Below are 14,002 nucleotides of genomic sequence, written 5' to 3'. Positions count from 1 at the left end.
TTCCCCATCTCCCCATCTCCCCATCCCCCAATCTCCCCATCTCCCCATCTCCCCATCTCCCCATCCCCCCATCCCCCCATCTCCCCATCCCCCCACACTCTCTCTACCATTACTATGCACCACCACCACTTTTTCTTACCCCCAAGTCTAAAAAATAAGAAGTAGAAGAAAAGTGTTCAGAAAAATGGATTCTCAAACGTCATATAGATGGAACAAACATATTAACCTTAAGAGAGGAAAGAATGAAAAAGTTTATCAGTCTTGTTCTAGCTACAGTATTATTTCTCACATCAGCACTTTGTGCTGTCCCGGCATCGGCTAATGCAGCTACATTGAAACTGAAATCTGTAAAAGCCGAGCTTGTCTCAACTGGGGTAGATTCTTCGATTACAAGTGCTGTCAGTAGCATTGTCAAGTTGGCAGCAGAATATGGATTACCAGTAGTGGCAGGAACTGTGAGTGGCCCTGGTGGCGCTTTCCTTGGAGCTGCTGGAGGTCAACTCGTGTCTTTAGCAGCCGATAAGCTTAACGATATCGCGAGCAGTATTGGTCGGAAATTCCCAGATGAACTTTACATCACAGTAAACGGAGGGAAGGTATGGCCATCTGGTAAGTCTGAGGATATTTACAACGGTCAGTCAAAAACCCTGAATATAGAGAAAAATTTCACAACAACTGCCAAAGTTGTGCTGTGGGAAAGGGATAGCATAAGTTCTGATGATAATTTAGGCGAATACGTGTTCAAACCAAATTCCGAAACAGGAGAATATATGTTGAGTAATGTAGACGAGGGTTCTGTGTACTTTTTGGATGTGGCAATCAACTAAATATAGCCATTGTTTGAACTTGGATAACTGGGGTTTCAACGTTAGATGAATTCACAGTTAATTTAGGTTCCCTAAAATAAAAAGGAGCGATCGCCCCAATTATTTAAACCTTAATCAGATAATTCTGAATTATCTCCCTAGTAGCTAAACCAGTTTTTTGCCAACTAAACTCTTGAGCTACTAGCCAAACTTAAGGTCGAGAGGCGCGATCGCTCTCTCCATTCTTTAGCAATAACATTCATCCCATCAGTTATTTCTCCGACATTTTTCGGGTTAACCAAAGGCGATCGCCATTTCCCAAATAAAAAGATTGCTGTGGCGTAGCAAAAAAAAATCAGAAATTCCCTTCCCAGATCGTCTTAATTACACAGGAACTCAAAAGGAACCTCAAGCTCAAACCAGAAAATCCTAAATCAAGGTAATCTGGCTAACCTTTGTTATTTACTCTAGTTCAGAAAGAAAACTTAATTGTCATGAAAAACAGATTCTTCAAGGCTGCAGTTGCCTTCCTATTTACGATCGCAATCTCCTTAGGTATGTTCGCTAACGAAGCTTGGGCTTCTTTTAGCCTAACCTGCTACAACTCTAGCGTTAATGGTTCAACTCTGTCTTCAACTTGCTATATGGCTGATGGTTACACCCCAAATCAAACAGAGATAAACTTGAATCCATACATAGGAAATATTGATGGAGAACTTATGTGGCAACACGATAACTTTATTGCGACTTGTGGCAATACTGAATTGTCTGGCCCTAGTGTTCTAGTTGGTGAGTGTGAAAAACGTGCTCAACAATGGGTACAAGCTGAAATCAATCTGGACGATCACATTTCTAATATTAATGGCATTTTGACGTACCAGTAATTGTCATCAATTTTAGTGGTTAACAAGTATTATATAGCCATTGGTTGAACTTCGATAACTGGGTTGTAACGTTAGATGAATTCACAGTTAATTTAGGTTCCCTAAAATAAAAGGGAGCGATCGCCCTCATTATTTCTTGATCAGATAATTCTGAATTATCTCCCTAGTAGCTAAACCAGTTTTTTCCCAACTAAACTCTTGAGCTACTAGCCAAACTTAAGGTCGAGAGGCGCGATCGCTCCTCCCTCTGATTACCAATAATATTCATAATTTGGTACTATACTTAACTAATATCTTACTTAAAAGTTGGTAATTATCTGCTCTATAACACTGACACAAAGCGTCACATAGTGTTACAACTTGAGGTTTACTTCCTGCTTCTACTGAGGCCGTCGGCGGTTGCTCATCCACAGGCATTCACGACCGAGCCGACCGCATCTCTCAAATTTATACTTGCGTTTAAATCTCGATCTATTGACAAGCCACAGTCTGGGCAATCATAAGTTCTCAGGCTTAACGGCATATCTTGAACATGACCACACCTACTGCAAGTTTTTGATGATGGAAAAAACCTATCAACTGCTACTAATTTAGAACCGTGCCATCGTGTTTTATATTCGAGCTGTCTCCGAAACTCATAAAAGCACTGTCTGCTAATTGATTTAGCTAGCTTATGGTTAGCTAACATACCGCTAACATTCAAATCTTCTATGGCAACAACGCTGTGGTTTTTAGCTAAATATGTTGTCAATTTATGAAGTGCATCTTTGCGGATGCTAGCCACTCGTCTATGCAGCCTAGCTATCTTAAGCTGTGCTTTTCTCCAATTAGCAGAGCCAATAATTTTATTGCGGTTTAGATATTGCAGTCTAGAAAGCTTGGTTTCAAACCTACGATATGACTTTACGCTTTCAAATACTTTTCCATCACTTAAAGTTGCTAATGTTTTGACACCTAAATCCACACCTACAACTTCAGTGGTTGTTGGGGTTGGGCTAGGAGTAAATTCATAGCTCAAACTTAAATACCAATCACCTGCCTGTCTACTAATAGTGATTTTTTGAGTAGTTGCTTCAATTGGTTCATAAGTTTTGACCATACCAATAAAAGGTAATTTGTGACTCCATCCATTTAATTCTATGGGTTTTCCACTGGTTTTCAATTGTGAATGAATCAGACTTACCTTTCTTCTTAAACCGTGGGCGCTTACCCAATCCCTGAAAAAACCTCTTAAATGCTTCACCCAAGTTTCGGAAAGCATATTGATAAACTTTAGACGACAAGTTTTTCATCCATGGGTAAAGGGGTTTGGTGTGATTAGTAAAAACCTCTCTCAGTTTACGAGGGTTGGGCTTGTAACCTTCTTTGTAAGCAGCATTCCATAAACTTAAACCCCAGTTGTAGCACCACCTCGAGTAGCCAGCGTGTTGTGCCATCAGAGTTTTTTGTTTATTATTTAATTTGAGTTTGGTTCTAATGGATTTCATGGAGATTGAGCGCAGCCTGTCTAATGGTGTGTTTTTAACGTATTATATCGTTATTTATTGATTAAGTCAATGCTCCTGTGGGGTGACAATTTTTATTTCTGGAATAGTTATAAAATCTTCTGGATTAAAAGTTAATAAGCAATTAATTCCATGAGATTTCATTACGGCTAATAATCTAATATCATGAGTTCGTTTTCCTCTAATATTGTGAGTAGTAACTAACTCTAACCAATAAGAAAAAATTGCTCCATTTTCTGATAATAAAGCGAATTGAGAAATTAATATATTGATTTGTTGTCGAGTTCTTTCAGGAGTCCAACCTAAGCCATTTACTTCTAGAGGGCGGGTAGCAACTACCCAAAACTCTATCAGAACTTGGGCAGTTAATAAACATTCGTGGTTTTGATTCAGTAATAAAAATACAGAATCAACGGCTAATTGATAGTTGGATGAGGTGGGGTCGCTAGCTCTTAAAAGAATGTTCGTATCTAATAAATACCTAGTCATTTCAGTTATCAGTTATCAGTTATCAGTACCTCCTGCTTCAGTAGGAGACTTGAAATACGGAATATTCTTTTTTTATCTCCTTAAAAGGGGATACTTGAGACCCAAATTTTCCGGTCATTTTTAATAAATTGTTTCCCGTTTTAAAGCGGTATCTGGTAAGTCAGGGCTATTTTTAGGCTGGCTTTCTGCCCAATTTTTCCAATTTTCTGCCTGTTGTTGTGGTATTTTTGCCTCTGGTTTTACTAGAGTTTTTTGTCTGATAAATTCACTGAAATCTAGGATTTCTTGCTGTTTTTCTGGCGGTAATTCTCTGAAGTTTTTGAGCAATGTTTGTTCTATGTTCATTTGATTAATTGATAATTGATAATTAAATTATATTAGTCGTTTTTGGGAAAAATTTTTGTAGTTTCAAAAATTTTCATAACAGTGTAGTATTTCTCACCCTTTGTGAGGCACAGCGCTGGAGATCCCCCCTAACCCCCCTTGAGAAGGGGGGAACTCGAAGTCCCCCTTGAGAAGGGGGATGCGCGGGGGATCGTTGATGTACCTCACCAAACTGAAAACCGCTATATTAAAAGCAGTTTGATACACTTCTAAATCTTCATGGTTATTGATTAAATTTTGGCGGTTTTCAGTCATAATATCCTTCTCCCTATCACACCACCACCATATCACACAATCACCTCATCCCCCCATCACCCCACCTCCGAATTACCTCCCTAGTCGCTAAACCAGTTTTTTCCCAACTAAACTCTTTTGCTCTAGCCAAACTTAAGGTTGAGAGGCGCGATCGCTCCCCTCCATCTTTAGCAATAATATTCATCGCATCTGTTATTTCTCCCACATTTTTCGGGTTAACCAAAATAGCCGCATCTCCAGCAACTTCTGGCAGGGATGAAATATTAGAAGTAATAACTGGAGTACCGCACGCCATTGCTTCCAATACCGGAAAACCAAACCCTTCCCACAGACTAGGAAAAACCAGAGCGATCGCCTGATTGATTATTTTGGGTAATTCTGAATCAGGAACATAGTCAAGAAATTTGACTAATTTTGTTAAACCTAATTCTTTGATTTGAGTTTTTAATGTTGGTGTATAAGTATTATCTGTAGGTCCGGCAAACCATAATTCATACTCGGAAAAATTAGGCAATTTAGCAAAAGCTTCTATCAACCGATGTAGATTTTTATAATGGTCGTGGCGACCGAGATAAAGAAAGTAATTTTTTGTGGGTAAGTCTAAGAATTGAAATTTTTGAGAGTCATAACCTAAAGGAATAGGTGTAATTTTTTGAGGTGGTATTTGGAAAAAGTCAGTAATATCTTTTGCGGTTGCTTGAGAATTACAAATAATATGTTCTGCCTGATTTAATACTTGGGGAATATAATATTTGAAGTAAGCAGTTAAGCGAGAACCTGGTTTAGGAAAGCGTAAAGGAATTAAATCGTGAGCCATTACTATATAACGACACTGAGAATATAATGGCGCTTCTGGAAGGGGAGAAAAAAGTAAATTTGCTTGTAATTTTTTATAGATTTTTGATAGTTGAAATTGAGTCCATAATAATCGTCGTAAATGACCTTTTGTTCCCTGAGCGGGTGTCATGTTGTTAGGGATTAGATGGCAGTTAAAATTGGGGATTTTATTGGCAACTAATAGGGTGGGATTAAGTTGTTGAAGTTGCGGCAGGATGTTATTTGCGTAGATGGAGATTCCTGTTGGTTGTGGGATTAATACTGATAGATTGATTATAAGTTGGTTAGACATTTGCGCTTACAGTGATTATGGCATGGCTCACAGGGATTATGGCACGGCTCACAGGGATTATGCCACAGATATACGGATTAAGATAAGAGTAAAATGATGCTTTGTTGGGTTTTATGTAGATGGATATTCCTGTTGGTTGTGGGATTAATACTGATAAATCGTGTATGGGTAAGTTTGGGTAAGTTTAATAGAACGGAATTATTCTGGACATGCTGTCTAAATCTCTAATCAAAAAAAAATAAGTCAAAGAAGTCAGAAATTCTTCTGGGAAATCGTCTTATTTACAGAGGTAGCTTACAGGGGAGCTACTCAATAAGCAGATGATCCAGTATTTGCACAATCACACCCCAAAATTCGGTGTAAGACCACAAGTGCTAGATAATATGCTGTTCGAGGGAGTTATCCTGGACATGCTCTCTAAACCTCTAATCAAATTAGAACAAAAAAATCACTCAAAGAAGTCAGAAATTCTTCTGGGAAATCGTCGTAAATAGTTATATTTTGGAGAAAATTCATGCTCAAAAAGTTAGCTTGTTTGGTTTTGACAGTCCTTATTACCTTCTGCACATCTGTTGCTACTGCTCATGCCGCATCTGCCACCCTGTACCAGGATAATAATTATGCTGGGGGCACTTTAGAGGTCGATAGTGATATCAGTTGTTTCGTGGATGTTAGTTTCAATGATGAATTATCTTCAGTAAAAGTTCATAATGGAACACTGACACTTTTTTCAGATTGTAATTACGGACAGCCTTCTGTTACTATCAGTGCTGACGGAGGGGTTAACAGCTCAGGTAACTACCCTAATGCTGATTGGCTAGGTGGTCGCAATGACTACTACTCTTCCATTAAGGTCAATAACTAATAAGTCACATTAAATCGATTGTGTAGACAAAGAGGGTGTGTTATCAACGCACCTTCCTTGTTTTTATTTTACAACTTTTAACTTTTAACTTTTGACTTGAAAGGCTTTGTTGGGTTTCACTTCGTTCTACCCAACCTACAATTATGTCTGATAAGTTTACCTATTGCTTTGATTTTAACACGAGCTATTTTATAATTTATGGATATGCTAATTAAGGCTGCTATAGTTATTCTAATTAATCTATATATTAAAACTAATTTACTTGTATGTTTTTCTAAACTTAGTAGATAACTATAGATGCTATGCTCAAGTTTTAATTCTGGATTTTTATTAGTAATAGAAGATGGTTGATGAACTACAGATATTTTTTGAGTTATGGCAATTTTATGACCTTGTTCTGCATAGCGTCTACAGAAGTCAAAATCTTCATAATATAAAAAATAATCTTCATCAAATTCAGGACAGTTTTTAAAGTTTTTGAAGTTAATTAACATACTGCATCCTGTTACCCAATCTGTAGTTGATGTTTCTGTGTGTAATAGAAATTCATTGGGAATTATTTTGCCAGTTTTAGGAATAAATTTTCCGCCACCAAACCATACTTTTCCCGTGGGTTCATAGACGATTGTTCCTAATATGGAAAATTCGGGATTTTCAGCTAAAAAATGATGTGCTTTTTCCAGAGAATCCGGGAATAAATAAGCATCGGGATTAATTAACCAAATTATTGCTTGGGGATTTCTAGCGTAAATCCAGTTTAATCCTAAATTACAGGCTTTACCATATCCTAAATTAGTTTCTGAGTCGATAATAATTGTGGTGTTGTTTTTAAGTTGATAAATAGAATTATCATCAGTCGAGTTGTTAATAATCACAATTTGCTGAAATAGTTGGGGAGTTAATTTAATGGAATTGATTAATTTTTGAATTAATTTAGTGGAATAGTAATTAACTGTGAGAAAGTATATGGAAGAATTTGTATTGATATTAGTTTCTCCTAATCTACAAGTTCACTTTTGATTTTTTACTTAATCAGGACTTATATAATGTCCGGTTGAATACTTACACTTTGGAGGAGGTAAGGCAGCTATGCTGGAGGCAGGAGGCAGGAGGAAAGAAAAGGTCAGAAGGGAAAAGGTTTTTTAATCACTGATTATGCGGACATGATATTACGCAAAACTTCTGTACGTCGCCCTACCGACGGCTCCCCTATCTGACTTCTGACTTCTGACTTCGTTAAGGGCAGTTTTGTAGGTTTGGTTGCGCCAAACCTACAGTATTATAACGCGCTTATCCGAACATGATATTAGTGAATCAGTAACTTAGACTTTATCACAAGCAGCGGAATCAGAATCACCATTGAGGGAATAACTAAGGTTTTCGGGTTCAACCTCAACAATACCCTGAACAGGCTCGCCGTAGTAAGGAGCATCGTTTTCCACATCAGCCCAACCACCTGTGGGTTCACGGAAGTCACGCCAATTCATGACGACATAATCTTCGTCCTCACCACCGAAATAGCCACTGTCAGGCTTGATCGGATGCCAATATTCATAGTCAAAGTCTTGATCACTAATCCAGCTAAAGGTGCCTTCGTTATTTGCATCATTGAGACCAACGATCGTTAAGGCGATCGCCATTAAGACTGCTATCAGCGACTTACAAAGTTGTTTGATCACTTTTAAACTCCATTGTTTTCATTAATCAGGAGTAGTCAAGTAAATAAGTTTGATTGAGGCTAAGGAGATTTTTTTATTTAACTAACTCAATCATTACTCTTAGTTTTTTTGACTGTTGCGATGAATTGATTACACTTATAGTTAAGAATATTGTGGGAAAAAAGTCAATAAAAAATCGGGGAGAATTCAGGATTTAAAAATTTAGGTTATACAGTTCATTAAGAATTATGTTATCAGGCAGAAAAGCTTGTTTGGGCTGGAGTATGGGCTTTTTTGCTACAGGTTTTGAGACGCTCACAGGCGAAGGCAGAAAGACTATGAAGTGGTTAAATTAATTGAATATGATAGGATAGTGTTTTTTACTCTAATTTGAGGTCGAATAACATAAATCCTGTATTCTTGAACGGCCGGAATTGTTCACAAAATTTAATAGTAAAGTTTTAAATAAATATATTGATTTTGGTAGAGAATTGAGTTAAAAAGTAGATGAAATATACTTGGGTTTTTCATTCATTCATCAATTAGACATCTAGACATCTGAAGAAATGGGAATTTAGAGGAGGTAGGAGTAAGAATTGTCCCTTGATTTTTCTGCCCAACTATGCGCCTAAAATACTAACTTTTTGAGCATTAAGAGCTGAAACAGGCGCACTTTTTAAAAGCCCCAAAAAGGCACTTGTCTTTATATGTCCATGCTTTGATATTTAATCAGCAAGCCCTAAATATTCCTATAGAACCCCTAAGCGCATCTCTAAAAATTTAGGTGTACGCTCCTATTACTTAACTTAAGCATATATCTTTTCGGAGAAAGATATTTCCAATCATCAAAAATAAAATCAATTATTGTAGAGCGTGTCATCAATTATTTCCCCCCTACTCCCTACTCCCTACTCCCTACTCCCTCATTTGGTGGAGAGAGCTAAAAGATACGCTTAGGGGTTCTATATGCTATAATTTCAATTAACTGCAGATTCCGAAGTTTAACGATCGCCCTTCCTCTCAATCTGGGGCGACTTTGGTGAATTGACCTGAAACTAACCGAAAAAAAATCAAGGTAAGTTGAGTCCAACCTTATCAATTCAAGGCTAGTCTCAAGACAGATTGTGCTGCCTTTGCTGAGGGGGCGAGAACCTCTTGTTATACCAATTTGAAAAAAGAATGTTACAAATAGTTTCAAACTTTAGATGTCAAATAATTTGCTGAAATTACTGAAGCATCAAAGTTTTGAGCTATAAAATCATAATGCATGACTTTTGACTTTTGACTTTTGAATTCCGTGAAACGGTATTAAGCCTACGCGCTATCGCTGTTTTTGATATTAGTCTATTGACTTTTAACAATATTGGTGTTACTTTCTGCGATCGCCAAATGTAATTCCGGTTGAATTGGAACAATTGCCAGGTTGGTGTTTGACAATTAGTGCGAGCATCTTGCTCGCGTCATTAATCATCATAATTACCCGATGTCAATTACGATAGTGGCGACTGCTATAGTTCCTGAATTATTCACAAAATTTAATACCAAAGTCAACATAATTAAGTTAACTTTGGTAGATAATTGAATAGACATCTCCAATAATAAAAAATCAAATCAATTATGGTACATAAATTGTCAATTCTTCCCCTCCTGGGAGGGGCGAGGGGTGGGTTCCCTACTCCCTACTCCCTACTCCCTACTCCCTCTTTTGGAGGAGATGTCTAATAAGTAAATAACTGGGTTTGAAATTCAGTTATCACTTAAATATCGCTATCAAGTATCCCACATTTCAACTATCATCAAATTTAGTATGATTACACCTATCTGACCACAAGATTTGAAGTGTAGTCAATCCTAGTCTCTTTTGTTTTCTAAATTATTTGATTGCGTTCAATACAATAGGATTAATACAAATGAAACGAATCCTTGTTGGTGTGCTGATTTTTATACTCAGTATCACCACCTTCACTTTCAGTCCAGGAGATGCTCATGCATATTCCTCATCTTGTCCAAATAACCCATATCGTACAGTATCAGTCTTCCCAAACTATTACAATCTTAAGTATTTTCAACTTCCAGCTAATCAAGATATAGATAATAGTATTATCGGAGGCATGAATGGCCCAGTCCAACTTTCCAGTGTAGTGGATCAAAGTACATTAAAGGTTGTACCAGCTCCTGCGTGGCTCAAAGTTAGTGGTAATGTCCAGAAATGGGCTGTTAGTGGATTTCCTCCTACTTATGAAGCTGGTAAGTGTTATGCTATTTTTGTGAATGCGGCTGGCGTTTATAATCCTGGTGGCTTTTATGTAAGTGTTGATGGTAATACTTCTCCAGGTCCAAATCCCACATATCCAGGTACAAATCCAACTTATCCAGGTACAAATCCAACTTATCCAGGTACAAATCCAACTTATCCAGGTACAAATCCAACTTATCCAGGTCCTAATCCCACATATCCAGGCCCTAATCCTTACCAACAAAATAACCAACCCCCAAGAGTATACCCTCAAGCTTACCGTAGTTCTTATACCTGGATACCAGAAAGCCTTAGAGAAATCCCTACCACTAATTTTTTCATAGATGATGAAAGAGATCCGCTTACGTACAGTATGTCTGGTAACCCATCTTGGCTTCAAATTAACCCAAACTTTGGCTCAGTGTATGGTACTCCACCTACAAGTGCAGGTGGCCAAAGTTATACAATTACTGTGTATGCAACGGATAACAAGCCAGGTCATAGTCCAGTTTCTGTCACCTTTACCCTGAATATTCTGTCTAATAACCACCCACCAACAGTAAGCCCTAGCTCTATTAATGAAACAGCAACAGAAGGAATCAGCTTTTCAAAGAATTTAAGTGGATTTTTTAGCGATCGCGATGGCGATCGGCTTAACTATCAACTTTCAGGCTCTTATCCTCCTGGGCTAAACCTTAACTCTAGCACAGGAGTATTAAGTGGTGTTCCCTCAGCAAATGGAAATTTCAACTTTACTGTAATTGCTAATGATGGCAAAGGTGGAAAGGCTAACTTGAATGTCAGTATTGTTGTTAAATCTGGCAATAGCCCACCAACAGTAAACCCTAGCAATATTAGTGAAACAGCCACAGTGGGAATCAGCTTTTCTAAGGATTTAAGTGGATTATTTAGCGATCGCGATGGCGATCGGCTTCACTATCAACTTTCAGGCTCTCATCCTTCTTGGCTAAACATCAACCCTAGCACAGGAGTATTAAGTGGTGTTCCCCCAGCAAATGGAAATTTCAACTTTACTGTAACTGCTAATGATGGCAAAGGTGGAGTGGCTAACCTGAGTGTAGAAATACAGGTTAGGGAAAATCAGCCTCCTCGATTAAAACCAGGTCAATCCTTGCCAAGCAGTATTACTCAAGGTCAGCCCATCAACGACATTAATATATCTGATTTATTTGAGGACCCTGAAAATAGAGGCGCAGTAAAGATTTGTGTTGAACTAATAAATCTTCCCAGTTCTACATGTGTACAAGGCACTAATGTACCTCCAACGGGCTGTTTTACTAATGCCATCTTCAGAGGCTGTACTGACCCCCCAAATACTACAAATATAACAACTTCGAGTTCTAATGTTACAGTTACTGATGTCGATGGCAATACACACACAGAAACATGGAATCTAACTATACAGCCAGGTACTGTTAATAATTGTCCTACACCCCCTGTTTGCTAGGATTCTTTACGCTTATTTCTTTTTTGAGTTAGGTTGTGATTGAATATTCACAACCTCAAGTTAAGTTTTTCTAGAGTTCTCTTTCAGTTCAATTGGAGAAAAATAGTAATGAATGCAATGAAAGGCATTTTTGCCTGTTTTATGGCTTTTTGCCTGAGTTTGGTTACTTGGGCGATCGCTCCAGAAATCACCTTAGCTCAGACTCTACCCATTTTCACTCTGGGAGGTAACCACCCACTGTTAGCTTTAAGTACAGGAAGTCTGAAAGCTATGATTCAGCAAGATTTCAATTCAAGCTTAAAGATCGATTTTGATGAGTTTCCTAACAATACTTCCAATCCTATATATAGTCCTGCTGCCTATGATACTAATGACAGTGCGCCAACAGTTACTTTTCGTGCATTTTTTGCAGGACAATACTATTCTAAAGATTCAGATCAAGACTGTAACGGTGCAACAGGATTAGGTTGTGTGATTGGAAATCCCAGTCATCCTCTGAGTTTAGCTACTGGAGCCAATGTGCGGACTGCCAGAGTTGATTCTGATAGTCAAGCTTCAATGAACCGTGCTTTGAAAACTCAAAATAATGCTGCCTACAGTATTTTGTTTGATAAAGATGTGGCGGCTGTTGGAGTATCTGTATTAAACTTGGATACTGTCGGTAGTGTAGCAGTTAAGTTTTTTGACCGCCAGGGTACTTTACTCAAAGAAGTTAGGAATCAAAAAACAGGTAATGAGTTCATTGGTTTTGGCACTGATGACGATACTGACAAAATTGCTGGCGTACAGTTTAGCTTAGTTAATCCAGAAGTAGGAGGCTACAATATTGGTGACTTCAGTTTTATTCAAAAAGCTTACCAAGCCAATGTTCAACCAAAAACTGTTACCGATCCTCACAAAGTCTTGAATGGTGTACATCCAGTAGATACAGATGCCTTCAATACTCCTACAGGTTATATTACTTTCAAAGAAAATTCTTCTGATATCTGGACAGTAAAGTATGAACCCAAGGACTATAGTGCAGGGTCTCAAGCTCCAACTATCACCTTTAAAGCTTTCTTTGAAGGTCAAGGTTATTCTCATGAAACTAGAAAGGATTGTGGGTTTTCTAGTGGACTTGGTTGCATAGTTGGAGACCCATCTTATCCTCTATCTATAGCTTCTACCGCCGTTGTGCGGTCTGCTCGTACAAAACAGGAAAGCACTGCTTCTGATGGCTATGTTTTAGATACTCAAAATCATGCTGCTTACAGTGCCCTTTTTGACAAGGATGTATCTAGTATTGGTGTCAGAGTTTTAGGCTTTGATAGTATAGGTCATACATTAATTAAAGTGTACGATCGCGAAGGTAATCTTTTAGGCCAAGTTAGTAACCATCGACGCGGAGATGAATTTTTTGGTTTTGCTACGGATGATGACAGTAGTAAGATTGCTGGTTTGCAAGTAAGTATGATTGATGGCGAGTTTGATGGTTATCTTCTCGGTGATATGACATTCATCCAAGCGGTTCAGTCAGTTAATCAACCTCCAGTTGCTAATCCCACTTCTATTAGCGAATCAGCGACAGAAGGTGTCAGATACGAAGAGAAATTAGATGGGTACTTCAGCGATCCTGATAATGACACACTGAGCTATGGTTTTGGTTCGGGTTCTCACCCCAGTTGGTTAAGTATAGACTCGAATACAGGAGAATTGAGTGGAACTCCTCCTGCCAGCGCAGTAGGCCAAACTTTCACATTTAAAGTTAATGCTGATGATAATCAGGGTAATGGTACGGCTGAACTAAGTGTTACTATTGCTGTTCAAGCAGGTAATAAGCCTCCAGTTGCTAATCCCACATCTATTAGTGAATCAGCTACAGAAGGTGTCAGATACGAAGAGAAATTAGATGTGTACTTCAGTGATCCTGATAATGACACACTGAGCTATAGTTTTGGTTCGGGTTCTCACCCCAGTTGGTTAAGTATAGACTCCAATACAGGAGAATTAAGTGGAACTCCTCCTGCCAGCGCAGTAGGCCAAACTTTCACATTTAAAGTTACTGCTGATGATAATCAGGGTAATGGTACGGCTGAACTAAGTGTTATTATTACTGTTCAAGCAGGTAATAAGCCTCCAGTTGCTAATCCCACTTCTATTAGTGAATCAGCTACAGAAGGTGTCAGATACGAAGAGAAATTAGATGTGTACTTCAGCGATCCTGATAATGACACACTGAGCTATAGTTTTGGTTCGGGTTCTCACCCCAGTTGGTTAAGTATAGACTCCAATACAGGAGAATTAAGTGGAACTCCTCCTGCCAGCGCAGTAGGCCAAACTTTCA

10 protein-coding genes and 1 pseudogene are annotated in these 14,002 nt (G+C 38.3%); 5 read left to right on the top strand and 6 right to left on the bottom strand.

Annotated elements, in window-relative coordinates; translation table 11 throughout:
• Window positions 1-242 precede the first annotated feature (242 nt).
• Window positions 243-827: a hypothetical protein gene (locus tag F6K54_RS26465; RefSeq protein WP_293084180.1), complete on the top strand. Its 585-nt coding sequence runs from the start codon at window positions 243-245 to the stop codon at window positions 825-827.
• Window positions 828-1,300: 473 nt separating this feature from the next.
• Complete coding sequence (locus F6K54_RS26460; protein WP_293084177.1) at window positions 1,301-1,690, top strand: CVNH domain-containing protein; 390 nt, start codon at window positions 1,301-1,303, stop codon at window positions 1,688-1,690.
• Between the two features lie 403 nt (window positions 1,691-2,093).
• Here F6K54_RS26460 and F6K54_RS26455 read toward each other — a convergent pair.
• The 4 genes and pseudogenes from F6K54_RS26455 to F6K54_RS26440 form a co-directional block, all read right to left on the bottom strand.
• Window positions 2,094-3,183 (bottom strand): annotated as a pseudogene (locus tag F6K54_RS26455) (RNA-guided endonuclease InsQ/TnpB family protein).
• 60 nt (window positions 3,184-3,243) lie between these two features.
• Window positions 3,244-3,684, bottom strand: a complete 441-nt coding sequence (locus F6K54_RS26450) for a PIN domain-containing protein (RefSeq protein WP_293084174.1) — start codon at window positions 3,682-3,684, stop codon at window positions 3,244-3,246.
• 120 nt (window positions 3,685-3,804) lie between these two features.
• Window positions 3,805-4,029: a hypothetical protein gene (locus tag F6K54_RS26445; RefSeq protein WP_293084171.1), complete on the bottom strand. Its 225-nt coding sequence runs from the start codon at window positions 4,027-4,029 to the stop codon at window positions 3,805-3,807.
• 334 nt (window positions 4,030-4,363) lie between these two features.
• Complete coding sequence (locus F6K54_RS26440; RefSeq protein ID WP_293084168.1) at window positions 4,364-5,452, bottom strand: glycosyltransferase family 1 protein; 1,089 nt, start codon at window positions 5,450-5,452, stop codon at window positions 4,364-4,366.
• 514 nt (window positions 5,453-5,966) lie between these two features.
• On the opposite strand from F6K54_RS26440, the gene F6K54_RS26435 reads away from it, so the two are divergent.
• Entirely contained in the window at window positions 5,967-6,317 is a 351-nt protein-coding gene (locus F6K54_RS26435; RefSeq protein ID WP_293084165.1) for a beta/gamma crystallin-related protein, read from the top strand.
• A 116-nt stretch (window positions 6,318-6,433) separates the two neighbouring features.
• Here F6K54_RS26435 and F6K54_RS26430 read toward each other — a convergent pair whose 3' ends face one another.
• Entirely contained in the window at window positions 6,434-7,285 is an 852-nt protein-coding gene (locus F6K54_RS26430) for a glycosyltransferase family 2 protein (protein WP_293084183.1), read from the bottom strand.
• Window positions 7,286-7,639: 354 nt separating this feature from the next.
• The gene (locus F6K54_RS26425) at window positions 7,640-7,996 is read right to left on the bottom strand and encodes a hypothetical protein (protein WP_293084162.1); all 357 of its coding nucleotides are present in this window, start codon (window positions 7,994-7,996) and stop codon (window positions 7,640-7,642) included.
• A gap of 1,889 nt (window positions 7,997-9,885) precedes the next feature.
• Between F6K54_RS26425 and F6K54_RS26420 the strand changes: the two genes are divergently transcribed.
• Both F6K54_RS26420 and F6K54_RS26415 read left to right on the top strand, forming a co-directional pair.
• The gene (locus F6K54_RS26420) at window positions 9,886-11,679 is read left to right on the top strand and encodes a putative Ig domain-containing protein (RefSeq protein ID WP_293084160.1); all 1,794 of its coding nucleotides are present in this window, start codon (window positions 9,886-9,888) and stop codon (window positions 11,677-11,679) included.
• Window positions 11,680-11,787: 108 nt separating this feature from the next.
• Window positions 11,788-14,002, top strand: a 2,215-nt coding sequence (locus F6K54_RS26415; protein ID WP_293084157.1) for a putative Ig domain-containing protein, incomplete at its 3' end; no start/stop codon positions are given.

It is taken from the genome of Okeania sp. SIO3B5 (genome assembly GCF_010692555.1).
Taxonomy (GTDB): domain Bacteria; phylum Cyanobacteriota; class Cyanobacteriia; order Cyanobacteriales; family Microcoleaceae; genus Okeania.
Note: the sequence above shows the minus strand (reverse complement) of the source record. Positions and strands in the feature narration are given on the sequence as shown.